Origin of the sequence: Pedobacter frigoris (assembly GCF_005116445.1) — a bacterium.
GTDB classification, from domain to species: Bacteria; Bacteroidota; Bacteroidia; order Sphingobacteriales; family Sphingobacteriaceae; genus Pedobacter; species Pedobacter frigoris.
This window is the reverse complement of sequence record NZ_SWBQ01000001.1, coordinates 374,636-400,515: the sequence shown is the minus strand read 5'-3', so window position 1 is coordinate 400,515 and position 25,880 is coordinate 374,636. Positions and strand designations below refer to the sequence as shown.

The window sequence follows — 25,880 nt, the reverse complement described above, 5'->3', positions numbered from 1 at the left end:
AAAACCAAAGACTTATCAGGAGTTTAAATATTCGCGTGGAGTCTGCCCGAATTGCCGTTTAAATTCTTTGGTAAAGTAACGGGAATCGATAAACCCGACCAAAGCCGACACCTCGGAAACATTATAACCGGATTCTTTGAGCAACTGGGCAGCTTTCTTCAACCGGATGCTTTTAGAAAAGTCGTTTACCGTCATGTCGGTCAGTGCCTTTACTTTTTTGTAGAGCACAGTCTGACTCATTCCCATTCTGTCTGCCAGAAGATCTACCCCAAATTCCCTGTTCTCCATTCCTTCCTCTATGACCGCAATTAGTCTTGAAAGAAACTGTTCGTCCATCGTATTCAGCAAGGTATTACTTGGCGCAAAAATAAACTGTTTACGGTATTTACTGCTTATTTTCTCTCTGGATGCAAGGATGTTCCTGACGCTCAACTGCAGAATCTTGATGCTGAATGGCTTGGTGAGGTATAAATCTGCTCCATTGCTCAATCCGCTGATCTGATCGGACTGGGTATCTTTGGCTGTCAGCAAGATCACAGGAATGTGACTTGTCCGTTCGTCTGTCTTAATTTCAGCGCAAAGTTCAAAGCCGTTCTTATTCGGCATCATCACATCGCTGATGATCAGATCTGGGATTTCTGTCCTTGCCATCTGCAGTGCAACCTCCCCATCAGTACTTTCCAAAACACGGTATTCAGGCTCTAGCAAATCCTTAATTATTTTTCTAAGTTCGACATTGTCTTCTGCAAGCAGAATGGTAAAACTTTTATCATCAGGGGTATCTGCAGCAGCCTCGATCGGGTTTTCCCGAGCCAAAGCGCCCGGCAATGGCAAACTAACGGTAAATTGTGTAAAACCAATTCTACTGCTCACAGTGATCTTTCCATGATGGAGTTCTACAATATGTTTGCTCAATGCCAGCCCAATTCCATAGCCGGTATTCTGAAGTGCATCGTCTACCTGGAAATAGTTGGTAAACAGTTTATCGAAGTAATCTGGTGAAATTCCTTTACCGCTATCTGAGACCTTAATTATAGTTTCATCTTCTGTTACATTTGCCTCCAGGGTAATCTGCCCGCTTTCGGGTGTAAATTTAAATGCATTCGAAAGCAGGTTAAAAACAACCTTTTCCAGTTGCTCTTTGTCAAAAAATACCAAAACCGGCTGTTCGGGATGTTTAAATGACAGACTCAGGTTCTTTTTCTCACATACTTCTTTAAATGAGACGTAGATATCATTTAAAAACCCAACAAGATCGTTTTCCTGAATATGGAGTTTCAGGTTTTTGGATTCTGCCTTTCTGAAATCCATCAGTTCAGTCACCAGCCCCAGAAGGCGGTCGGCATTTTTTTTAATACCATCCAACTGTTTGTTAACGAAAGTATACTCCTTGCTTTCGTCGATCACTTTTTCAAGCGGTATCATAATCAAAGAAAGGTGTGACCTGATCTCATGCGAGATGTTTGTAAAAAAGTTCAGTTTGATCTGATGGAGTTCTTCGTCTCTTTTAAGGAGCTGCTTGAGGTAGAAAAAACGGGCAACAAAAAAAACAATACCTGCAATGGCAATGGTATAGATAAGATATGCCCACCAGCTTCTCCAGAACGGGGGAAGGATACGAATCTGAATGTGTTCAGCCTCGCTCCAGACTCCGTCGTTATTTGCCCCTTTTACACTAAACACATAGTCTCCTGAAGGTAAGTTTGTATAAGTTGCCTGCGGCAGCGTGGTTTCATTCCAATCCTGATTTACACCGTCCAGTTTATAAGCGTACCTGTTCTTATCAGACTTGATGTAGTTCAACAATGCAAATTCCAGCGTAAAAATGTTCTGCATACTGCTGAAAACAAGCAGCGGCCGGAAAATGATGTTCTTTGTTAATATTTTCTGTTCTTTGCCAGGCACTATATATTGGTTAAATAGTCTGAGTCCGGTAAATACAAGAGAAGACTTGTCGTTGTTACCCTTGATTTCTTCCGGCAAAAAGTAGGTTATCCCATTCATGCCTCCAAAAAAAAGCTCCCCGTTTCCAGCCTTATAGACTGAGCTAAAAGTAAACTCATCATCAGCCAGTCCGTCTGAGATTGTATAGTTCTGAATGGTTTCCTGCCGTGGATTTAATCTTGACAGACCATTCATTGTACTGATCCAGAGATCATGCTGTTTGTCTTCCAAAATACCCAACACATTATCATTGCACAAACCTTCTTTTACCGTATACCTTTTAATGATCTTTTTTGCATTGGGATTATAAACACATAAACCACCATGATAAAACCCAAACCAGATATTACCCTGATGATCCTGTATTAAACAATTAAGCCCCTTCAGATTGCCTCTATTGTTATGAACTGTTATTTTCGTGACTACCTTGTTATTCTTGCTGAGGCGATAAATCTCCGTTTGGCAAACAACCCATAAATTACCGGTTTCATCCTCAAAAAACTTTATGATCATCTTATCCTTCAGTTTTTCCATTAAAGGAAAATTCTTTATCGGGTGAAGCTGGGTTCCCTTTCGCTGATATACACCGTTAATCCCGATGCCCCCTACCCAAAACCTGTTTTGCGAATCCTCCAGTATAGTTGATATGGCAGAGCGTTTGGATTCAAACATGCTTCTGCCTGAAAAAAAACGCTTAAACTTACCGTTTGCAGGATCCAACAAATTTAACCCTCCTCCGCTGGTGCCGACCCATATATTGTCACTTTTGTCTATGTAAATGGTTTTTACAAAATTGGAAGCTAATGAAGCGGGATCTTTAGGACTATTGGTGTAATAACTGAACTTATTTGTTTGCTGATCAAAGTAATTCAAACCTCCCCCTTCTGTTCCGACCCACAAATTCCCTTTTTTATCCCGGATTATGGAACGCACCACATTATGGTTAATTCCTAAATTGTTTTCTTCACGCGTAATGGTCTTAAATAAGGTCTTTATGCCATATACCACGTTTACTCCACCATAATAAGTGCCTATCCAAATATTTTCACTCTTATCTCTATAAAGGCTGTACAGGGAGTTCTGATTCAGGCTTAATGGATCATTAACCCTATTCTGATAGGTGATAAAAGTTCTTCTGACGGGGTCGAACACACACAATCCCTCCTGCGTTGCGATCAGGATATTGCCTTTCCCATCGGAAGTCATTTTCCTTAATGAATTATGAATAAGACCATTTGGATTTCCAGAGAGATGTTCAAAATGCTCAAAGGTACCTGTATTGCGGTATAACAGATTGAGCCCCTTGCTCTCGCTGGCCATCCATATCTTACCATCAGAATCCTCAATAATAGACTTAATAGGGCTGTCGCTGATACTTCCTGGTAAATCAGGCTGGTGGACAAAGGTTTCAACCTCAGAAAACTTTTGGTTAAAGCGGCTTTTCACAAGACCCCTCCCTGTGCCTATCCAGAGGAAACCGAAGCGGTCTTCGTATACACACAAGATTTCACTGCCAGCAAATTCTGAAGCCAACCCTAGATTCCCGGCATTTACAAATCCGGAAGCCGATGAACGTTTTACAAAAAGCCCTTTGTCAGTACCTGCCCAGATATTATTTTTCTTGTCTTCATACACGCAAAAAACTTCCGGCTGCAATACACCTTTTTGATGAAGCAACTCAATGCGTTTGAAGTTATTGGTTTCAGGAACATAGCTGTTCAGCCCTTCTGATGTACCTACCCAAAGCGTCTTTCTACTATCAAAAAATAATGAGTTGATGTAATTGTCACTTATTGAATTACTATCTGCAGGATTATTGATATAAGTACTAAACCGGCTGCCATCATACCTATTGAGCCCATGCCCAGTGGCAAACCACATAAATCCAAAATTATCCTGTGTAATGTCAAGAACAGAATTTCTCGAGAGCCCGTCTTCCACTGTCAAATGTTCAAAATGTAACTTTTGTCCACTCACATTTAAAGCCCAAATCCATAATCCTATGATCAGGATTACCTGGTTACCCGCATGTCTCAAATATTGGTACATCAGTTCATCTTTTAGGTACTTTCTGACAGACGAATCCATTTCAATTGACTATTGATTAACAGACCGAAATATGAAACTAATCTAATTAGTTCTAAGCGCTTTAATGAAGATATCCCCAACTAAAACTACGAAATCGTTATCGCGCCTTATTCAGACGTAAATAAACACCAATGATCTACGCAGCGTTTACCTTTTAAAAGCAACCCGCCAATGAATCACCTGGCTTTCTCTGGCTTTAATAAGCTCCCTTAACCATCCTCTTTCCGTTTGTGGCAGCACTTCAATGGTTACGCCTGCTGGACTCCCTACAATTCCAGCCTTTTTTAAGTTAAACTCGCATTACTAATGCGATTAATAACCTGCTCCTGAGCAGGTGTACCCGAACGATATACTTTGGCCAATACCGCACTGTCTATTGATAAAGCACTAATAGTAATTACTGCTGATAGTAAAAAAGATTTGATCATTTGGTTGGTCTACTTTAATAGTTCAATATGTCTGAACATAAAACTAATATAATGGAGTTTATTCATAAATCCCACTAAAACACTCAATACTTTCACCGATCTTTTGCTACGCTTTACCGAAGCCCTGACATTTAGATTACCTGTTGAGTGTCAGTTAGCCCAACGTGGCCTGCACTTTGTTACCCAACCTGTAATTTTACATACTCATATTTATACATGAAACGAAAAATAAACCTGCTGCCCTTCCTGATCATTGCCGTTCTTTTTTTCCTCATCAACAGCTATGTGCTGTCAGGGATTCATAGCTTAAGTTCAAATCCCTTCATTACACCAGTTTTCTGGATCAGTATAGCTGTCATAACCGGCTCACTTTTTTATGCCATTCAGAGGATGCGGAACAAGGAGATGGATACGTTCTTTAAAATTGCCACCCATGCATTTTTGATATTAATTGCCGCTGAATTGGTATTTACATTAATTCTGTTGCCAAACGACCTTTACAGGCTGGCAGCTGATGTACCCAGAAACATCTATTGGGTAGAATTTGCCTGGTTTGTCTTTTTTCTAACGATTGGAGCGTTCATCTATGGAATGATCTTCGGCAAATATGCATACAGGGTCATCAGGCATACACTTTACTTTGACGATCTTCCTGAAAATTTTGATGGCTTTACCATTACGCAAATCTCAGATGTGCATGCAGGAAGTTTCCAGAATGCAAAAGCGGTACAAAAAGGGATTGACCTAATCAAAAAACAACATTCTGATCTGTTTGTATTTACAGGCGATCTGGTCAATAATAAGGCTGAGGAGATTAAACCATGGATCGGACATTTCAGCCAGATAAAATCAACCTACGGACAATTTTCTGTTTTGGGGAACCACGACTATGGTGATTATGTAAAATGGGAAAGTGAAGCAGCGAAAAGGACCAACCTGGAACAACTGAAGAAGTATCATGATGAGATTGGCTTCAGACTGCTGCTAGATGAACATGTCGAGATCAATAAAAACGGACAAAAAATTATCCTTGCCGGTGTTGAGAACTGGGGCATAGGTTTTGGTGAACGGGGAGACTTAAAAAAGGCACTGACAAATGTAGCGGGTTCTGATTTCAAGATCTTATTGTCACACGACCCCACCCATTGGGAAGCTGAGGTAACCAAATTCCCTTCTAAAATACATCTTACCCTGGCAGGACATACACATGGTATGCAATTTGGCATCGAAGCATTTGGTATAAAATGGAGTCCTGTAAAATATCGTTATGCACATTGGGCTGGCGTAACTGGCAATGATGGGCTTTATTTAAATATAAACAGGGGGTTTGGCTTTCTTGGGTTTTCAGGACGAATAGGAATATGGCCGGAGATTACGGTAATTGAATTGAAAAGAACACCAAAATAACTTAAAATACATACTTTTGTACCACTTAATAAAAGTAGATCTGCAAATCCGAATGGAAGAAAATAATTTAAGGATATTTCAAGATAGAAAAAGAACAAACATTTTAAGAAGTGCGGAGCAAGCCACAATTTCTTTTCTGGTAAAGAGAGTTCCGGCATTCATCACCTCAGACATGCTTACTTTTCTGGGCACAGTAGGTTCCGGAATTGTTTTACTGGCTTTCATACTGGCTACTTATTATGGCAAACAATATCTTTTACTGGGTGTTATCGGCCTAGCTATAAACTGGTTTGGTGATTCCCTTGATGGTCGCATTGCCTATTACCGCAATATTCCCAGGAAGTGGTACGGATTTTCACTGGACATCATTATGGACTGGGTCAGTACTGTAATGATTGGTGTTGGCTATATGGTCTACGCCAGAAATGAATATGAGCTTATTGCTTTTGCCTTTGTCGTATTGTATGGCTGGGCAATGATCATTTCGCAGTTGAGATATAAAATAACCGATATCTATAGTATAGATTCGGGACTGGCCGGGCCGACTGAAATCAGGATTATCCTTGCCATCATGCTGATCCTCGAAGCATATTTCGGCCATATCATCGAATATTTCGCGTGCTTTTTATGTGCAGTATTGGTGGCGATCAACCTGATAGATACCCGTAAACTGCTAAAGCTTGGCGACATCAGGGATAACGCAGAACGCGAAGAAAAACTTACCAAAAACAATACGCGTTAATGGATAAAAGAAAATCGGTATATACGTTTGCAAAAGCACAGTTATCTGCCTTTTCAGGCGGAATAGTTGACTATCTTGTGATGGTAACGTGTACCGAACTACTTCACATTCACTATACCATTTCAATTGCTATCGGCGGAATTATCGGTGCCGTAGTTAATTTTTCGGTGAACCGTTACTGGACTTTTACCGCCAATAAGGCCAGTCAGTTACCAGTTGGCGGCCAACTTGTAAAATTCATATTTGTAGTAGCTGGCAGTATTCTGCTTAAATCGTCCGGGACTTATCTACTAACAAACTGGCTTCGCCTGGACTATAAAATAACCCGGATTATGGTGGACATCATTGTATCTCTTAGCTTCAATTATGTATTGCAAAAATACTGGGTGTTTAAGAAAACTCCGCAGTAAGATTCTCTAACACATCTTCTTCTCTTTTGTGATTTAACTAAAATATTTGTTTAGCAAAACTAAACAATTAAATACATATATTTAACACCGTCATGAAGTTGTTGATGACAACAGTTGTTATGTAATTTTTTAAACCACAAATAAAACACAATGAAAACATCAATGATTGCCTTATGTATCCTTTGCTTAACATTGCAATTGAATGCCCAGGTAAAAAAAGTAAAACATGTAGTATTGATTGGCTGCGACGGCTTTGGCGCTTATGCAGTTCCTGATGCCAAGATGCCGAACTTGAAAAAATTAATGGAAACAGGGTCCTGGACGTTAAAAGCAAGGTCTGTTTTGCCCTCATCAAGTGCGGTTAACTGGGCTTCTATGCTGATGGGCGCCGGACCTACAGAACATGGTTATACAGAATGGGGAAGTGCAACGCCAGAAATCCCTTCTGCAGTGACCACCAAATATGGTTTGTTCCCCTCTATTTTTAGCGTGATCCGCGATCAGAAACCATCAGCTAAAACAGCAGTAGTGTATAGCTGGGGAGGAATCGGTCCGCTGATTGAAAAAGATGCGATCAACATCGTAGTTCCCGGAAAAGATAAGGATGATTTTTGTGCGGATACTGCAGCTAGCATCATTAGAAAAGAAAAACCTTATTTTACTTTTTTACACCTTGACGAACCCGACCATACCGGTCACGGCATTGGTCACCGCACACCTGCTTACTATAAGGAACTTGAAAATGTAGATCTACGGATCGGAAAAATACTACAGGCCATCAAAGATGCAGGAATAGAAAAAGAAACCATCGTAATTTTAAGTGCAGATCATGGCGGAACGGGCAAAGGACATGGCGGCAAAAGCCTGGATGAGGTACTGATACCCTGGGTGATCAATGGTCCCGGCGTAAAATCAAACCATGAAATAAAGGACGTGATCATCACCTACGATACTGCAGCGACGATAGCCTGGATATTGGGCTTAAAAACACCTCAGAGCTGGCGCGGCAAAGCGGTAGCGGATAGTTTCATAAATTAATACCAATTGCTATATTTATAGCTAAAGCCGGCTGTTTTTAATACAATGGTTTCATTTTATTAGAGGCAGCAGGCTTCATTGCAAAATTTGTTTACTTTTGGACAAAATAATAAAATATGGAAGATGATATAATCCTGAAAATCAGCTACAGAATAAAAGAAATAAGGAAAGAAAAGAACATTACTATTCAGGAATTAGCGAACAGAGCCGGCGTAAGCAAAGGCCTGATCTCCCAGATAGAAAATAATCGTACTATCCCATCTTTGCCCGTTCTGATGAATATCGTGCATTCATTGGATCTTGATCTGACTGCCTTTTTTAAGGACATCTCTCCGGGCGATCGTCAGGAAAAGGTATTCGTCATCCGTTCATCGGAATACACCTCACTTAAAAAAGAGACTGCCAAGGGCTTTAACTATCAGCGGATACTTGCCCGCAACATTCATGGTGGCCCTGTCGATTTTGTGTTGCTGGAATTAAAAAAAGGCGCTCGTCGGAATAAGATGGTAGTCACAGATGCTTTCGAATACAAATACCTCGTGAAAGGTAAGATTGAATACCTGATAGAAGATAAAACCTATATTCTTGAAGAAGGAGATTCCATCTTTTTCGACGGTCGACTGGGGCACAATCTCTCAAATATCGGAGAGTCTGATGCCATTATGCTGGTTGTTTACTACTTCATCACCAATGATTAAAAACCATTAATCAGAATTTAACCAGGCTTTTTCCATCATAGTTCTCAGGGATCAGCACGCCTAAAAAGCTGAGGATAGTTGGCGGTACATTGTATAAATAAAGCGCACCGACAATTGATTCTCCCGAAATCACCTTAGGTTTGATAGCCTTGTTATTTAAAATGATGAATGCATTTTGCTCGGGATAACTTGATCCTCCATGCGAACCATCGCCGCCATGATCTGTCGACACTACAATGAGCCAGTCTTCATTTTTATAATTAGGACGGGCTTTAAGCGCAGCGAGAGTTCACCGCTGAGAAGGCGATTATCTGCAGTGGAGGGGAATTTAAACTTCTGTTTGCAGATCTGTTTAAAGACAGCGGCATTGTTGTAAGCTACAAAACTCATCATTGGCCTCATTGTTTTCGCTGAAGTAGCCTTGTTGCTTTTTGGACTGGTACCTTATCCCTATAATTTTGTCTTTCTGCTGCTCAATGGCCTGCCACTTGGTATGATATGGGGTGTTGTTTTCAGCTACCCCGAAGGAAGACGTTTTACTGAAATGCTGACGATGGGAATGAGCATCAGTCTCATCGTATCATCAGGCATCATGAAAACAGTATATTTTACTGTCCACGAATGGCTGCCAATGATCTCTGAATTTTGGATGCCCTGTGTTATAGGGGCCTTATTTCTACCCTTATTCCTGTTATTCACATAGATGCTTCTGTAATCCCGGAACCTGACGAAACGGACAAGCTACTTAGGGTAGAAAGGCTTCCAATGACCGCAGAGGATAAACGGGCAGTGTTAAAAGAATACGGTATTGGTATCATTGGAATTGGACTGGTATACATGATGCTCACAACCATGCGCGATTTCTCTGTAGAAATATGGAACGAAATAGATATCCATTGGGACAAAACAGTATTTTCAATAACGGAAGCAGTAACCGGAATAGTAGTTTTGATGGCTATAGGCTGCTTATCTCTTATCAGGAATAACATCAAAGGCTTTTGGGGAACTCAGTACATTATCGCATTGGGTCTCTTGTTAAGCGGCGGGAGCACCTTGTTTTTTTACATTCACCTGATCACTCCTTTCTGGTGGATGCTTCTTGTAGGCAAAGGTATGTTTTTTAACCTATACACCTACACAAGTCGTGCTTTTTGATCGTATGATTGCTCTTTTCAAAATAAAGGCTAATGCGGGCTTTTTTGTATACATCTGCGATTCTGCCGGCTATTTGGGAAGTGTTGGTTTACTGCTCTACAAGGAGTTCTTCATGAAGGATCTTAGCTGGGCAAAAGTGCTGATGCAGTTTAGCTATTTGCTGACCATCATCTGTACATGCCTCCTGATTTTTGTGGCAATTTTCTTCAACAGGAAAATTGGAGTTAAAGGCCCCATAACAGGGATTTTAGATAGAATGCCTATAAATTCTAAGTAACTTTAATAATGAATTTCGATTAACACTTGAAAAGGCAAAGTGACAGAAGCCTTAAGGTATTATTTTTCATTTATACTTTACTGGTGATTGATATTGCATCCAAACCGTCATCCAGGCAGAGGCGATCCTGGTTGCTATTGCCGCCTCTTTACCGGAATAATTATTTTCATTATTGTCCAGATAAGTATGTCCATCTGAAAACCTGCTTTGTTGTTTAACTACAGCATCGAGATGTAACTGAGCCCAGTACTTTCCATTGTATTGATCTCCTTTGTCAAAGCCATACATCCATGCTGCAATATCCATATTTACAAAAGAATCATAAATCTCCTTACCCCAGTCTGAGCCCTCAGGATAATAAACCTGAGCTTGCCCCGGAATATACATTGTTCCTCCTGGCTTCTGATATTTCACCGAATCAAATTTTGTAGTAATCAACGAGTTATATATCTTATCCATGTTAAAAGCAGCGGCTTTAGGTGTATTTTTGCCAGCCAGCGAAAAAACAATCGGTGCATTTACCACAGATGAAAGCGCATTGTATAAAGGGTGGACAATGTGATGATTGACCACCACCCCAGGCTCTTCCACATTATAACCGTTTAGCCAACTCCTTACAGGCCGGCCGTGCAACATGTTGTTGTTTTCCAAATCTGAAGGTAAAGAAACTCCCGATATGATGTAATTTAATGATTGATCATACCAAAGGCGGCTATTGGCATGCGTTGGCATCATGACTGACGCAAGGTACAGTAATTCTGCATTCCATGCATTTTCCTCTATTTTAGAATCGCCGGGTATCAGAACTTTACCGGTTTTATCTTTACAGTATGGCGGATCTATTTTCAGCAGTCTATCAGCCTCACTGATTATCATACGTTTGATATTATTCTGATCTCTGATTTCTAACTTTTCCCAAAGTAACCATGCCGAATACCCGGTGTAGTAAGCCCAGTGTGCAGCCTGCCAATCTCCTCCCCATACGTTACGCTTTTGATTAGCTTTGTGGTCATAGGCAATTGCGCTAAGTAATTTGATGGCTTTTTCTGCAGCTACCACCGTGGGCACCCCGGTTAGCCGGTAATCATACGCACCCGTTTTTAAAGCAATGGCAATACCAAAGGTCATTCCAGCAGGATATCGATACCTAACCTGATTGTCCTTTCCTTTACTCTTTAGTATCAGATAGCCGGAATTATCAGTACCATTAATCGTATCAAACTCATTTACTTTTATGTACCAATCGTTTAGCGCATATTTATTGACGTTTGACAAGGCTATTTTCAGCGAATTAAATATAGGTTCTTCAGGAAGTTTTTTATTAAAATTCTTCCATCTGATCTGTGTTACAGCCGGAAGTTTTGGTTCATTATCCTGCCAGCCCGTACCCTTTTTACTCAACTGACTAAAACCGTTAGACGTCCCTAATGTTGGATTTATGTTTTGTGAACTGGCATTAAACACAGACAACCAGCAAGATATAAATATCACAGCTATGGCACTCAAGTTAGGTAAATTATACATATTATAGTTTAAATCCCATTTTTTCATTGTTTAACTGCCTTTTTATCTATACCTCAGTTTAATTTCATAGACTTTCTTTTTATAAAATTAGCTTTACATTAAGTTTTTCAAGAACACTATAATACTATAATACTATTTTGTACGTAAATATCCTTATGCCAGAACTTGATCTTCAATCTACTAAACAAAGAACCATAATTGATTTCAGAAAATGGAAATTAAACACAGTAATTGTATTAGGATACTATCGTTACAAAACGGTCTTTCCTGAACTGAAACCTCATAAGCATTCCGGAATGATTGAGATCTGCTTTTGCCTAAAAGGAGAACAGACTTACGAGGTTAATGGGGAATTATATCAAATCAAAGGCGGTGATATCTTAATTACTTATCCTGATGAAATACATAGCTCAGCTGGGCATCCCGAGGATAAAGGCGAATTGTATTGGCTAATTTTGGATTTCTCACAACACAACAAGTTCCCTGCTATTTTAAATTTCAATGCAGAAGAAAGTAAGGCATATTTTCAATGTCTATTTGAATTACCAAAGCGTCATTTTGAAGGAACTTCAGGCATGAAAAAACAGCTAGACCTGGTAATGGAGCTTAAAAACAATGATACTTTATCTACAATGCAAGTCATCCAGGTCAAGCACGCACTTTCAGGATTTTTAATCGAACTAGTGCAGGTAGGTAACAACTTAAAGGTTACTAAAAGCGACGAATCTCTAAACCGGATTAAAAAGTACGTTGCGGATCACATTCAGGAGAATTTTTCTATTGAGCAATTGGCCGGATTGATTTTCCTGTCTGAATCCAGATTTAAATCCTGGTTTAAACAAAAGACAGGCCTCCCCCCGCTTGAATATGTGTTAAGAAAAAAAATACAGTATTCTAAATTAATGCTGGAAAACAATGACAATTCCATTAATAATATCGCTCACGAACTTGGGTTTTCTTCATCCCAGTATTTTTCTAATGTATTCAAAAAATTCACAGGCTTCAAACCAACAGATTATAGAAATTCCATCAGATCAGCAGTTCGCTAATTATCGATCATCATGCACTTATAAATTCCAAGTAAAAATATATTTAGCATATTTTTTTACTACTTTAACTTTACTTCAAAATCAATTCAGAATTGATGGGTAGTTTCGGGTAAATAAAATAATATGTTGAATTTAAAGTATAGCTTACTGTTCTGCTTTCCATTTATAAGTCAGGCCCAGTGCAATAAAAATGCCGATTCACTTTCAAAGGATAACCGTCTAAAAATTGCCCCCTTTATTATCCCGACCATTTTTATTGGCTACGGGATAGCAGCAGGCGGCAATAACCCCATACGTGATCTGGACAGAACTACACGGGCAGAGTTACAGGAAGACCATCCGTTTTTTTCAGTCCATGTCGATAATTTCATTCAGTATGCTCCTGCTGCTGCAGTTTACGGTTTAAATTTATCCGGCGTAAAAGGCAAAAATGACCTGCTGGATGCTACAGGGATATATGCAGTTTCCATGGCAATTATGACCGCTTCGGTAAGAATCGTTAAATCTCAGACAAACAGGATAAGACCGGACGGGACAACAGATAACTCATTCCCCTCAGGGCATACTGCAACTTCTTTTGCAGCTGCTGAGTTTCTAAAACAGGAATACAAGGGTGTTTCTCCATGGATTGGCTATGCAGGATATGCTGTAGCAGGAACCACCGGCATATTGAGGTTATACAACAACAGGCATTGGGTAAGCATTCATCAAACTACAACGTCAGCCCGCTTTATCGGGATAAAAAAATTGGCTTGTCTTTTTCAGGAAATTTTTAGCTGTCTGCTGTGCCGGATCGATACGGAAAGAAATTTGAGCGAAAGACGAGATTCGAACTCGCGACCCCGACCTTGGCAAGGTCGTGCTCTACCAACTGAGCTACTTTCGCTTTTAAGTTCTGCGAAGATATAGCTTGTTTTTATATTTTCTAATTCTATTTCAAAATACACGTGAAATGAGCTGAAATTCAGGCAAAAAAAATAATATATTTTACCGGTCTATAGAAATTCAGACTAAAAACTGAGTTTCAGAAGTGTTAACTTTGCAACAATGAATAAAGAAATTGCAATCATTTTTGATATGGATGGTGTCATTTGTCATACCAACCCTTACCACTCCAAAGCTTTCCGGGAATTTTTCTCTACACGGAACCTGGCCCCTACTGAAGACGAGTTTGCCCAGCATATGTACGGGAAAAGCAACAGCTATATTTTAAGCCATTTTTTAAAAAGGCCTATTGCAGGGGAAGAATTGCTGCAGCTCGAATACGAGAAAGAAAGCCTTTTTAGAAAGATTTATGCGCCGCACATAGATCCAATAGCGGGTTTTAGAGATTTCATAGCCGACCTTTATGATAACAATGTAAAATTAGGCGTGGCTACTTCCGCCCCCTTTGCCAACCTTGAATTGATACTAAACAAAGTAGACATACAGGAAAAACTGGGTTCTGTTCTCGCAAGTGAAAATGTGAAAAAACACAAGCCCGATCCTGAAGTATACCTTAAATCTGCCGAAAACCTTGGGGTGTCCGCCGATCAATGTCTTGTATTCGAGGATTCTTTCTCGGGAGTATCTGCTGCGTTGAACGCAGGCATGAGGGTCGTCGGTGTATTGTCTTCACATACAAAAAACGAACTACCCCCATGTGACCTGTATATAGAGAACTATCTTCAGCTAGATTACGCTAAAATCAAAAATCTATTTTAGAAGTTATTTGCCTGCTTCCGGCGGTTTTACTTCCGTAGTATCCTGTGCTAAAATAGGAACGGTGTAATCTCCAAAATCCAGGGTTACTTTCTTAAATAACTTTTTCAATCCAGCCTGATCTTCTTTCTTCACGCCCGATTGATAAAGATATACTTTGCTTAATTCTTTTAAACCAGCAAGCTTAGCCAAACCTTTTGCCGTCATCTTAGTTCCTACAAGATTTATATACTGTAAGTTTTTCAACTTTACGAGACCGTCGGCGCTTGCATCTGTTATCGGTGTACGACTCAAATTGATACGCATCAATGCACCAAAGCTCGACAGGCTCTTTATTTGCGCATCGCTAAGTGCAGTGTTAGACAGGTTGAGCCAAACCAGTTGCTTGTCCAATCCACCCAGCAATTTCAAAACTTCAGGACTCGCTTTTACCGTCACAAAACTTGCTGATAAATAATTACTATTCCCCTTGACAGGAATAACCACTACTCCAGCCTTTTTTAAATCAGCGATGACAGCAGCATCGGCTTTACTTACTTCTTTTTCAGGAAGATCCAGCTTCTTAGCTGTCGCAGCTTTTGCACCTTCCTGGAAGGTCAGCAGTGTCGACTTGATCTTTTCCGTTTGTTTTAAATCCTGTGTTTTCTTATCGAAATCTGCTCCTTCACTAACCCACCATTTTAGCAACTCAATCTCCTGTTCAGTCAATTGTGGTTTCTCTTTTGGAGGCATATGATCTTCATTAGAAGGAGGCAGTAATAATCGCTTGATCAATTCACTTTCTTCAATATTACCGGCTACCAACGATGCCCCGGCCTCGCCTCCTTTTAGGATAAAATCTTTCGTGTCGAGTCTCAGTTTTCCTTTTTGTTTCTCTGATCCGTGACAACTGTAGCAACGGTTCTGCAAAAGTGGCTGAACCATATGTTTGTATACAAATGCCTGCTGCACATTGGGCACGGGTGGTATGGCTACCTTTCCGCCGCCGTCACTTTTCAACGCGGAACTGATATAATCGGATCCATGTGTCAGCGAACCTCCGTAATGACCTGTAAGCGCCGTTAGCAAAATCAGAAACACTGCTATAACATTTAAGTAAACTTCTTTTACCTGTATCCTGAATAGCACATATACGACCATAGAAATGGCTGCTACGCTAATTCCCATCCATTGATGAAGCTGAACCAGACTGCCATCATAATCACCACTCTGAGACAAAAGGTAACCGGTTATCGATGAAAATATAGCACCGATTCCGCCAAGCAGATAGATAAGAGGTATGGCAGGTTTTAAGGTTAGAAACCTGTTTCCCGAAGAAAGCAATTGAAAAAAGCAGCCCAGTAACAGGATTCCTATAGGCAGATGGACCAATACAGGATGGAACCTTCCTATAAACTCAGTAATTGTTAAAATGACCATATCGACTTATTGATAACGTTTACGCAGCAAATTCATCATATGAACATTTATTCCCCATTGATCCGCAACAGGCTGTCTAGTGTAAGGCAATGTAGGCAAATAGTCAGGAGGTCCAAACTCCGTAAGTATCGTCATTCGTTCTCCTTTCTGTTTTTTACGTTCGATAACCTTATCCCACCATGCCAGGTGTGATTTTATCGCCTGTTCCCATTCCGGAGCTCTTGGATCATTTACCTGTGGTCCTTGTGAGTGACCTACCCTGGAATGGATGTGATCCACCCGACTCAAGGCAAGATCAATTGTCTCCTTCTGGTCGCCCAGCAAACTTTCATGAACCACACACCAGTGTGAAATATCAAGTGTCAGACGCAAATCAGGGTTTTTCTCGATGAACTGCTTCGCAACGATTGCTGAATAGAGCATTCGTCCCCTGTGCGTCTCATGATAAACCGGCACACCTGTTTCTTTAGTCTTTTTTACGGTATAGTCAATGAACATTTTATTTTGATCATAACTAAAAAAATCCTTACCAGAATGGCAATTGACATATACTGGCTTTTGGAATTTATTGCTGAGTATGGCATCCAGACTAGCTTTGAATGAATTTAAATGACCCAGGGCATCTGATCCGCCGCCGCCACATAAAAATCCAACCTGAAGGTCATGCTTTTTTAAGGCTGCAAATAGTTTCTCCTGTGCCGCTACATTACCTGCGGGCCACCAGACTTCTATGCCTTCGTAGCCCTCCTTTTTGGCTGCTGCACAAAATTCTTCTGTTGAGCCGGCAAAGCCCCAATCGGTAGCCATAAACAAAAGCTCATAACCAGCTTTTGACTGTACAAACGGTATTTCTGCAGCTGTGATTTCACCAAGCGGCCCCAGCAGGCCAGCCGCAGTTGCAGTAGCTGTAGTTTTTAAAAAATTTCTTCTATTTTGATTCATTTAATCGGTTCAGGTTTGTGTTTGTCTATAATTTGGTCAATAGTTAGGCTACAATATCACGTATCACTTTACCCGCTACATCAGTCAGACGGAAAGGTCTTCCCTGGAAAGGATAGGTAAACTGTTCATGATCGAAGCCCAGTTGGTTTAATATCGTTGCCTGTATATCGAAAGGATCTACCTTTCCACTTAAAGCACTATAACCGATCTCATCTGTTTCACCATGGGTGTATCCCTTTTTGATACCGCCGCCAGCCATCCACATAGTAAAAGCTTCTGTATGGTGATCTCTGCCATTATAAGGGTTCTGAACACCGTTCCTGTTCTCCATCATCGGCGTACGGCCAAACTCACCGCCCCAGACCACCAATGTTTCATCTAAAAGTCCACGTTGCTTCAGATCCAGCAACAATGCCGTAATTGGCTTATCGGTACTGCGGCATTTATTTTTCAGACCAATATTCAATGAGTTATTTGGTCCGTCGCCATGGGCATCCCAGCCCCAATCAAACAATTGAACGAACCTCACTCCTTTTTCCACCAGTTTCCTTGCGAGCAATACATTGTTCGCAAAACAAGATTTGCCAGGCTGAGTTCCGTACATATCATGAATGTATTGTGGCTCATCGTTGATATTCATTACCTCTGGCGCAGAGATCTGCATCCGGTAAGCCATTTCATATTGAGCAATGCGTGAAAGTATCTCAGGATCGTTATAATTTGCATACTCCTGCTCATTAGATGCATTAATCGCATCTAGTGACGCCTTGCGGAGATCTCTGCTCATTCCATGAGGATCTTTGATGAAGAGCACCGGGTCACCTTCACTTCTGCATTGTACACCCTGGTACACTGAAGGTAAAAACCCGCTTCCCCATATGCTTTTACCTGCATCAGGAAAACTTCCACCACTGGTTAGCACGACAAAGCCAGGCAGGTTCTGATTTTCAGTACCCAGACCATAAGTAGCCCAGCTACCCATACTTGGTCTCCCTAACCTTGGACTACCGGTATGTATCAGTAATTGTGCCGGAGCATGGTTAAACTGATCAGTGGAACATGCCTTTAAAAAACTAACTTCATCTACCATGGTAGAAAAATGCGGAAGGTTTTCACTTACCCATGCCCGGCTCTCTCCGTGCTGCGCAAATTTTGCCTGCGCACCCAGCATTTTGGGCACACCGGTTATAAAGGCGAATTTTTTACCTGCAAGTAAAGATGGCGGACAATCCTGTCCATCCATTTTCATCAGTTCAGGTTTAAAATCGAACAATTCTAATTGTGACGGGGCACCGGCCATATGCAGGTAAATCACGCTTTTGGCTTTACCTATAAACGGAGGCGATTTTGGCAACAGCGGATGCGCCGGATCATATAAGATTTCATTGTGACTTTTACCACCTAATCCGCAGCTGGCCAGCAATGAACCAATCGCAACCGCACCAAGTCCCATGGCGCTTTCCTTCAAAAAATGTCTGCGTGTAAACGCCCTTAACTCTGTTTCCTGAGCTTCCTTTACCAGGCGATGCGCATTTAATTCGTCTCTTGTCATTACATTTAATTTTTTGTCAGTGCCTCTTCAAAATTCAACATGGCATTTGCCACCACGACCATCGCGGCCCTTTCCGGAATATCACTTTTATGTTCCTCTCCCAATATTTCTAAAGCTTTCGCTGGATGACGTTTGTAGTCATCAAAAGCCGTTTTATACAAATCATTCAATACTTTTAATTTGCCCTCTGGTATTGCCCTGTACATCATCCATTGATAACCTTTAGCGATTTGACTCCTCACATCTCTTCCGCCTTCCTTTTTCATCCGAAGAGCGAAATGCTTCGCTATGGCGATGTAAGCGGAGTCATTCAGCGTAACCAATGCCTGTAAAGGTGTATTGGTCCTGATCCTTCGTGGACTGCAGACTACACGTTGTGCTCCGTCAAAGGCGATCATCGAAGGATAAGGTGCTGTTCTCTTCCAATAAGTATAGATTGCCCTGCGGTATTGATCTTCACCATCTGAAGTATTCCATTTGGCACCATTGTACGGAGAATTCCACACCCCTTCCGGCTGCCATGGCATCACCCCTATTCCATACATCTTCGTACTGAGTACCCCGCTGATCGAAAGATCCTGATCGCGCAGCTGTTCCGCACTGAGTCTGATCCTCGGTCCTCTTGCATAAAACTTATTAAAGAGGTCCTTCTCCTTCATCTCTTCAGTTACCCTTGAATCCTGTCTGTAGGCAGCACTCATCACCATCTCTTTAATCAGTCGCTTCACACTCCATTTATAATCATTCATAAACTGCCATGAAAGATGATCGAGTAATTCTTTATGGGTAGGGTTCATACCCTGCGTTCCCATATCTTCCAGTGTTTCTACGATGCCTGTACCGAACAACTGTTCCCATAAGCGGTTGGCCATAGTTCTGGATAACAAGGGATTTTTTTTGTCAGTCAGCCACATCGCCAGTCCCATTCTGTTTTTTGGCGCATTGGCCGGCATTGCGTATTGCAGTGTTTTTGGCACACCAACTTGTACTTCTGCACCAAGCGATGTCCATGCACCTCTTTCGAATACATGGGTCTTACGTCGTCTGTTTGCCGGATTTTCTACCATAACTGGGATAGACTTTGCATTGGAGTTCAGCAATACCCAGAAGGTCTCTTTGTTTTCTTTATATCCCGGTTTGTCTTTACCCGGAAATTGCTGCGAAAAGCGGAACCAGTCAAAATAAACTACCGTCTCGTCTTTATTGGTAAGTGTAGGGTTTTTATAACTGATGTATACATCGTGAACACCTTGTTGTGTTTTAAAATCGACAGGGACGCTTTGATAGCCCGGACCTTCGGTTACTTTCCAGGAGGCAATAAGCGGGCCATTTGGACGATCCAGACGCAATTCCATTTTCCCACCTGGTTTACCCGTCGAGTATTTTGCAATCAGTTGGTCCACTCCATCTAGGTCTACCTGCTTAATACGTGCTATAGCATTGTTCTTAAAAAACAAGGCAATATTGTTATTTCCAATAACTGAGTTAACCAGACTATCTGCCTCGATCGAGTTGATGATCGGCTGTCCTGTTTTCAGAAACTTATATATTTCCTTCGATTTCTGTTCTGAGACATTTTGCTTTAACCAGCTGGTCAGGGAGACCAGTTTGGTATTTAATGAATCATTGTATTGTTTCAACAAGGGGTATTCCGATTGAACATCCTCATCCCTGGTATTATTAAAATAAGCCATGAATTTATAAAACTCATCGTGCTTAAAAGGGTCATATGGATGACTGTGACATTGTACACAAGCAAAAGTAGAGCTCAACAATCCTTCCCATGTTGTATTCACACGGTCCATAACCGCCGCAACCCTAAATTCCTCATTGCTTGTTCCGCCTTCATCGTTGGTCATTGTGTTTCTGTGAAAAGCAGTTGCTATATAATCCTCATCTGTCGCATTTTCTATCAGATCACCTGCAATCTGTTCGGTAATGAATGTGTTATAAGGCTTATCATCATTGAACGCACGAATTACCCAATCCCTGTACTGCCAAATGTTTCGTCCGCCATCCGATTCATAACCTTTAGTATCAGCATAACGGGCTACATCCAACCACATAGACGCCCATTTTTCACCGAAACGCGGAGAAGCCATCAGCGAGTCTACAAGGAGTTCATAGGCTTTGTCGTTGTCCTTGCTGCTTAGGTATTTGTTAACCAGCTTTTCAGAAGGAGCCATACCGATAAGGTCCAGGCTGACTCTTCTTAATAAAGTTGGCTTATCCGCTTCTTTAGAGGGGTCAAGGTCTTGCTCATCCAGCTTTTCCAGTATGAACCGGTCAATATCATTCTTCACCCAATCCTCATCTACATCCGGGAGTTCTACCTTTTTAACAGGCAAATACGCCCAGTGATCTCCCCATTTGGCACCTTGCTTAACCCATCTTCTAAAAATATCGATTTCTTCATCACTTAGTGCATCATGTTTGTAAGGCATGCGCTCTTCCGGATCCTTACTGGTCAGCCTCCTGATAAATTCACTCCCATCCGGATCACCGGGAATGATGGCCGGCTTACCACTTTTAGTGGCCGCTAGTGCTTCTTCATGAAAAAGGAGACTAAATCCACCTTGCTTTTTAACCCCACCATGGCAGGAAATACATTTTTTGTTGATTATTGGCTTTACCTCTGTATTAAAATCTACAGACTTATCATACGGCATCAACAATGAGCCTAAAGCCACTACAACACAAAGCACCAACAGCACTAAAAATTTCTTGTTTTTGAAAAACTTCATAAGGGCATTCGATATCTGGTTTCATTTATCAGTCAGGGATTGTGTGGTATCTCCTGACCATAAGTTAAAATTAAAACTTTATTTAGCGCATCACTACAAGGTACTTGTCCGTTACTGACACTATATTATCCAAAACAGGGACTATTATGACAAAACACACAAAGTATGTTACTTATCATAAATAATAAACTGTGATTTAGCATACCAGCTACGGACAATCCTAAGTTTTAAAGCTAGGGAAGCGATTCAAAAATTCAAATGGGATATTCGACTGAAAAGATGGATTTTCTTACGATTTACCAGCGGTTATGTGCCGGGCTGCACTGGCAGAAAAATGAAAAAGCTGGAACCAGTTCCAAAATCGCTTTCAAAACCTATTCTTCCCCCCTGTCGCTCGATGAACTCCTTGCATAAAACCAGACCTAAACCAACTCCCTTTTCGTTATTCGTACCAAAAGTAGACGATGACTTAATGGAAAAGATTTCATTCTGCTTATCTTTCGGAATGCCCTTCCCATTATCAGTAACTGTTATTTTGCATTCGCCCGACATCAGCTGGGCTTTGACAGCTATTGACCCTCCCTGAGGTGTAAATTTTATGGCGTTACTGATCAGGTTGCGTATCACCAATTGAAGCATATCTACATCAGCAATGACTTTCAGTTCTTCAGCGATTCCATAATGTAAGGATATATCCTTTTCTAATGCATGCATTTTCTCCATTTCCAGGGTACTGGTCAGTGCTTTAAGTAAATTTACTTCTACCAGATGTACGTTAGGCCCCTCCATTTGTGATTTTGACCAGTGCAACAGATTGGAAAGCATTTCCACTGTATTGTTTGTAGATTTAAGCAATGCTTTTTCCAGTGCAGGCCGCTCTGTGACATTGATATCATTTTCACTCAATAACTCCAGGTATCCCTGAATATTTGTCAACGGTGTTCTGATATCGTGTGATATGACAGACATTAATGTCTGTATAGCCAGTGTCTTTTCTTCAGTTGCCTTTCTTTCTTTATCATAACTCCTCCTGATGAATTTAATGATGATATAAATTGCAACCACAGGAATCGGAAATGCCGTAATCCTGTCTATAAATTGACCCTGACCTAAGCTGAAGGGGTGTTTTACCAAAGAAGGATAATAAAACTCAACAACGTGCAGTATTAAAAAGCACAATAGATACACAATCAACCATCGGATATGCTGATTGTACGGGGAAATCGCGAACACAAGTAATAGGTAAGCCGGCCATATTAAATCGGTAGAGCCGTGAATCCCCGAATTGGTGAAATAATTGATTCCTAAAATCAGGATCCCTATTAATCCAAAGAGCGTATTGCTGTGAGGACGTCCATAAAATCTGGAATAGTAATACTGGTAAAAAAAGAACGAACCAAATATAAGGGCAGACAAGGAACCGATATAAAGACCTGCATACAAATTATAAGGAATGTATACACCCATAAGGATGATCAAACATATACTGATGGAATGGAATATCCTGCTTTCTAAGGAAAACACCTCCGGACTGCCTATCAGCTCAGACCAAAAGGTATTTTTTTCATTTAATGATTGATCACTGGTGCTCCTAAGCTTGAATTTCGGCATGAATAAAGGTTGCTACGCAATAAGACAACAATAAGCTATCAAATTTAACACTATACTTTCAAAAACCTAGGAAGTAAAATTTACCTTAACAAACCAGAAGACTAGAAATTGTTGGGCCTCTGTTTCTTTGCCGCGCAGGTTACGGTCTCGGCAATTCTTTTTTCTCTGGTTTCCTGTCTTTTGGCAAGTACCACCCATTGTAAAATAATCTTTTTGACCGACTTGCTCAAGCTTAAAAAGAATTCTTTCGAACCTGGTTTATCCAGGAAAGCTTTTTCCAGATCTTCCGGGATATTGAGTTCTTCAACCTCATCTAAAATTGTCCACGACCCATTTTGTTTAGCTACCTCAACACTTTCAAGCCCAGCCTTAGTCATCAGTCCTTCTTCCATTAGCCTCGTGATTTTTGCTTTATTGATCTTCGACCAATTGCTATTGGGCTTTCGCTTAGTAAATACCTGTACGAAACTATCTTCATCTATCGTTCTTCTGGTACTGTCGATCCAACCAAAACAAAGCGCTTCATCTACAGAGTCGCTCCAGGAAAGACTTGGTCTGGATGATTTTTGCTTATATTGAACAAGCCATACCGATTGCTTTAAGCGATGGTTTTCCTCCAGCCATTGTCGCCATTCCTGCCTGTTTGCAGGACAAAAAGTTTCTGTTTCCTTTTGCATGATAGCTAAATATATAAATTTACAGGACTGGATTCTTTATATTAGCCGTACTTATCAAAAATAAAAGTATGATCAACCTCCACCTGAAGAAAAGCAAGTATCTTTTCTTATCACTTTCTTTATTTACAACACTCCCTCAAGCTTTTGCCCAGGAAAAAGCAGCACCGGTTTTCAAAGATGGTGAAGCCCAGATTGTCACCTCATTTGACACCCCCGATAAATGGATCCGCCACGACCTATGGGTAGAAACCACATTTGATACTGATGGCGATGGAAAGCCTGACCGCATGCATGTAAGCATCACCCGCCCCTTCCAAACTGAAACAGAAGGCCTAAAGCTGCCTGTCATTTACGAAACCAGTCCATACTATTCCGGAACAGCAGGCAATGCCCCTGGAACCTTTTGGGATGTAAAACATGAAGTCGGCGAAAAACCGCCTATTGCACATTTACACCCTACCGTAATACGGACAGGTGCCAGACCTATCATTTCAAATTCGCTAATCAGAGAATGGGTAAAGAGGGGTTTCATCATTGTCCATTCAGAATCCCCGGGAACAGGGCTTTCTCAAGGATCACCAACGGTTGGGGGAATTAATGAATCCCTGGCCCCCAAAGCTGTCATCGAATGGCTTTCAGGAAAAGACAACGGATATACCGCTCCTGACGGAAATGAGAAAGTTAAAGCATACTGGAGCACAGGAAATGTAGGCATGACAGGCACTTCCTATAACGGTACGCTTCCGCTCGCGGCCGCAACTACTGGTGTTGAAGGGTTAAAAGCAATTATACCTGTCGCACCCAATACTTCTTACTACCATTACTACCGCTCAAACGGATTGGTTAGAAGCCCAGGCGGATATTTAGGTGAAGATGTTGACGTATTATACGATTTCATCCACAGTGGAGCTGAAGATAAAAGAGCCTACGGCGACAAGACCTTCAGAGATGGTGAAATGGCAAAAGGAATGGATCGTGTTACAGGCGATTACAATGATTTTTGGGCAGGAAGAGATTATCTGAATGCAATGAAACCAATGAAAGCAGCATTGCTGATGTCGCATGGTTTTAACGACTGGAACGTGATGCCGGAACATAGTTACCGCATTTACAAAGCTGCAGAAGCAAAAGGCTTACCTGTGCAGATCTATTACCACCAGGGCGGACATGGTGGCCCACCTCCAATGAAAATGATGAACAGGTGGTTTACACGTTATTTATTTGGAATAGAGAACGGGGTAGAAAAAGATCCGAAAGCATGGATTGTAAGAGAAAATGAGCCGGCCAATAATCCAACCTCGTATGCAGACTATCCCAACCCGGCCGCTGCTGATGTAAAACTTTATCCTGGAGCAGGGGGAATAACCTCTGGCAAACTCTCTACTACCAAACCAGTTAAGCAACCGTCAGAAAAGCTGATTGATGATGTAACATTTTCAGGCAGCGACCTTGCTAAAGCGGAAAAGTCAGATCACCGCTTATTATATGTAACTCCGGTGTTGAAAGAGGCTGTCCACCTGTCGGGCCTTACTCAGGTTACAGTTAAGTTAGCGAGCAGTAAGCCTGCTGCTAATTTTTCAGTCTGGCTGGTTGCCCTTCCCTGGAGTCAGGGTCAAACGGTTAGGTTAATGGACAATGTAATTACAAGAGGCTGGGCAGATCCTCAGAACAACAAATCGCTCACTAAAAGCGCACCATTGGTACCAGGGAAATTTTATGACCTAAAGTTCAGCCTTCAGCCTGATGATCAGATCATCCCGGCAGGGAAACAAATTGGCTTAATGATCTTTTCAAGCGATAAGGAATTTACGCTTTGGCCTAAAGCAGGTACAGAAATAACCATCGATTTGAATGGCACTACGCTTACATTGCCTGTTGTTGGCGGACTAAATGCATTCGAAAAAGCGACTAAATAATTTAAAGGGTGTCCGAGAAGGTATGTTCGGGCACCCCTTTTATTTCTGCTGCATAAAAACTTATTTGGCTATCAGGCAGGCTGTGTTTGCGTAGCAACACTCATTCTATTCCAGCCGTTGATGGCAATAATGGCTACCATGATATGTGCCAATTGGTTGTCATCAAAAAAGGATTTTGCGGTCTGATAGGTTTTCTCTGACACACCCCCATTTGCAATTAAAGTCATTTCCTCTGTTAAAGCCAAAACAGCTCTTTCTTCTGCTGTGTAAAGTCCATCAACTTCCCTCCAGGCATTCAACAAATAAATTCTTTGTTCTGTTTCACCTTGTTTTCGGGCATCTGCAGTATGCATATTGATACAAAAAGCACATCCGTTTATTTGGGATGCCCTAATCTTGATCAATTCCTTCAATGTATGGCTAATGGAAGTGGTAGCCAGATAGTTTTCCACACCGAGTAGAGCTTTATAAGCTGCTGGTTCTATTTCTGCAATATTTATTCTTTTTTCCATTTCTTTGATGTTTAAAATGATAGATCAAAGATAAATCGATGCTTCT

19 protein-coding genes, 1 tRNA gene and 2 pseudogenes are annotated in these 25,880 nt (G+C 41.1%); 11 read left to right on the top strand and 11 right to left on the bottom strand.

Going from position 1 to position 25,880, the window contains the following annotated elements; genetic code table 11:
* Positions 1-15 precede the first annotated feature (15 nt).
* Positions 16-4,032, bottom strand: coding sequence for a hybrid sensor histidine kinase/response regulator transcription factor (locus tag FA047_RS01720; RefSeq protein WP_136834258.1), 4,017 nt, complete (start codon positions 4,030-4,032; stop codon positions 16-18).
* Between the two features lie 644 nt (positions 4,033-4,676).
* Between FA047_RS01720 and FA047_RS01715 the strand changes: the two genes are divergently transcribed.
* The 5 genes from FA047_RS01715 to FA047_RS01695 all read left to right on the top strand — a co-directional run bounded on the left by FA047_RS01715 (position 4,677) and on the right by FA047_RS01695 (position 8,755).
* The gene (locus FA047_RS01715; protein ID WP_136834257.1) at positions 4,677-5,867 is read left to right on the top strand and encodes a metallophosphoesterase; all 1,191 of its coding nucleotides are present in this window, start codon (positions 4,677-4,679) and stop codon (positions 5,865-5,867) included.
* A gap of 52 nt (positions 5,868-5,919) precedes the next feature.
* Positions 5,920-6,609, top strand: a complete 690-nt coding sequence (locus FA047_RS01710; protein ID WP_136834256.1) for a CDP-alcohol phosphatidyltransferase family protein — start codon at positions 5,920-5,922, stop codon at positions 6,607-6,609.
* Complete coding sequence (locus FA047_RS01705) at positions 6,609-7,019, top strand: GtrA family protein (RefSeq protein WP_136834255.1); 411 nt, start codon at positions 6,609-6,611, stop codon at positions 7,017-7,019. The genes FA047_RS01710 and FA047_RS01705 overlap by 1 nt, the downstream gene beginning before the upstream one ends.
* Before the next feature lie 150 nt (positions 7,020-7,169).
* A complete protein-coding gene (locus FA047_RS01700; RefSeq protein ID WP_136834254.1) occupies positions 7,170-8,057 on the top strand; it encodes an alkaline phosphatase in 888 nt (295 codons plus the stop codon).
* A 116-nt stretch (positions 8,058-8,173) separates the two neighbouring features.
* Positions 8,174-8,755, top strand: a complete 582-nt coding sequence (locus FA047_RS01695; RefSeq protein WP_136834253.1) for a helix-turn-helix domain-containing protein — start codon at positions 8,174-8,176, stop codon at positions 8,753-8,755.
* Between the two features lie 10 nt (positions 8,756-8,765).
* On the opposite strand, the gene FA047_RS20600 is transcribed toward FA047_RS01695, so the two are convergent.
* The gene (locus FA047_RS20600) at positions 8,766-8,987 is read right to left on the bottom strand and encodes a hypothetical protein (RefSeq protein ID WP_205943218.1); all 222 of its coding nucleotides are present in this window, start codon (positions 8,985-8,987) and stop codon (positions 8,766-8,768) included.
* Between the two features lie 189 nt (positions 8,988-9,176).
* Here FA047_RS20600 and FA047_RS20960 point away from each other — a divergent pair.
* Both FA047_RS20960 and FA047_RS20955 read left to right on the top strand, forming a co-directional pair.
* A pseudogene (locus FA047_RS20960) lies at positions 9,177-9,910 on the top strand (DUF5690 family protein).
* Between the two features lie 4 nt (positions 9,911-9,914).
* Entirely contained in the window at positions 9,915-10,187 is a 273-nt protein-coding gene (locus FA047_RS20955; RefSeq protein ID WP_136834250.1) for a DUF5690 family protein, read from the top strand.
* A gap of 66 nt (positions 10,188-10,253) precedes the next feature.
* Here the strand turns inward: FA047_RS20955 and FA047_RS01670 are convergent, their stop codons facing one another.
* Positions 10,254-11,738 (bottom strand): hypothetical protein, encoded by a 1,485-nt coding sequence (locus FA047_RS01670; RefSeq protein WP_136834249.1) that lies wholly within the window; start codon positions 11,736-11,738, stop codon positions 10,254-10,256.
* Positions 11,739-11,866: 128 nt separating this feature from the next.
* On the opposite strand from FA047_RS01670, the gene FA047_RS01665 reads away from it, so the two are divergent.
* Complete coding sequence (locus tag FA047_RS01665; RefSeq protein WP_136834248.1) at positions 11,867-12,760, top strand: AraC family transcriptional regulator; 894 nt, start codon at positions 11,867-11,869, stop codon at positions 12,758-12,760.
* A gap of 123 nt (positions 12,761-12,883) precedes the next feature.
* Positions 12,884-13,450, top strand: a pseudogene (locus tag FA047_RS21080) (phosphatase PAP2 family protein); the annotation flags it as partial.
* Between the two features lie 123 nt (positions 13,451-13,573).
* Here FA047_RS21080 and FA047_RS01655 read toward each other — a convergent pair.
* A tRNA-Gly gene (locus tag FA047_RS01655) sits at positions 13,574-13,646 on the bottom strand.
* Between the two features lie 161 nt (positions 13,647-13,807).
* On the opposite strand from FA047_RS01655, the gene FA047_RS01650 reads away from it, so the two are divergent.
* The gene (locus tag FA047_RS01650; RefSeq protein WP_136834247.1) at positions 13,808-14,464 is read left to right on the top strand and encodes an HAD family hydrolase; all 657 of its coding nucleotides are present in this window, start codon (positions 13,808-13,810) and stop codon (positions 14,462-14,464) included.
* 3 nt (positions 14,465-14,467) lie between these two features.
* Here the strand turns inward: FA047_RS01650 and FA047_RS01645 are convergent, their stop codons facing one another.
* The 6 genes from FA047_RS01645 to FA047_RS01620 all read right to left on the bottom strand — a co-directional run bounded on the left by FA047_RS01645 (position 14,468) and on the right by FA047_RS01620 (position 23,406).
* Positions 14,468-15,880 (bottom strand): c-type cytochrome domain-containing protein, encoded by a 1,413-nt coding sequence (locus FA047_RS01645; RefSeq protein WP_225872604.1) that lies wholly within the window; start codon positions 15,878-15,880, stop codon positions 14,468-14,470.
* A 6-nt stretch (positions 15,881-15,886) separates the two neighbouring features.
* Positions 15,887-16,822 carry a sugar phosphate isomerase/epimerase family protein gene (locus FA047_RS01640; RefSeq protein WP_136834246.1) on the bottom strand — a complete coding sequence of 312 codons (936 nt, stop codon included), beginning with the start codon at positions 16,820-16,822 and terminating at the stop codon, positions 15,887-15,889.
* Between the two features lie 43 nt (positions 16,823-16,865).
* Positions 16,866-18,374, bottom strand: coding sequence for a DUF1501 domain-containing protein (locus tag FA047_RS01635; protein ID WP_136834245.1), 1,509 nt, complete (start codon positions 18,372-18,374; stop codon positions 16,866-16,868).
* Between the two features lie 5 nt (positions 18,375-18,379).
* Positions 18,380-21,118: a DUF1553 domain-containing protein gene (locus FA047_RS01630; protein WP_136834244.1), complete on the bottom strand. Its 2,739-nt coding sequence runs from the start codon at positions 21,116-21,118 to the stop codon at positions 18,380-18,382.
* Positions 21,119-21,424: 306 nt separating this feature from the next.
* Positions 21,425-22,729, bottom strand: coding sequence for a sensor histidine kinase (locus tag FA047_RS01625; RefSeq protein ID WP_136834243.1), 1,305 nt, complete (start codon positions 22,727-22,729; stop codon positions 21,425-21,427).
* Positions 22,730-22,830: 101 nt separating this feature from the next.
* Complete coding sequence (locus FA047_RS01620) at positions 22,831-23,406, bottom strand: YdeI/OmpD-associated family protein (RefSeq protein ID WP_136834242.1); 576 nt, start codon at positions 23,404-23,406, stop codon at positions 22,831-22,833.
* 68 nt (positions 23,407-23,474) lie between these two features.
* Between FA047_RS01620 and FA047_RS01615 the strand changes: the two genes are divergently transcribed.
* Complete coding sequence (locus FA047_RS01615; RefSeq protein WP_136834241.1) at positions 23,475-25,322, top strand: Xaa-Pro dipeptidyl-peptidase; 1,848 nt, start codon at positions 23,475-23,477, stop codon at positions 25,320-25,322.
* Between the two features lie 71 nt (positions 25,323-25,393).
* Here FA047_RS01615 and FA047_RS01610 read toward each other — a convergent pair whose 3' ends face one another.
* Complete coding sequence (locus FA047_RS01610; RefSeq protein ID WP_136834240.1) at positions 25,394-25,834, bottom strand: carboxymuconolactone decarboxylase family protein; 441 nt, start codon at positions 25,832-25,834, stop codon at positions 25,394-25,396.
* Positions 25,835-25,880 lie beyond the last annotated feature (46 nt).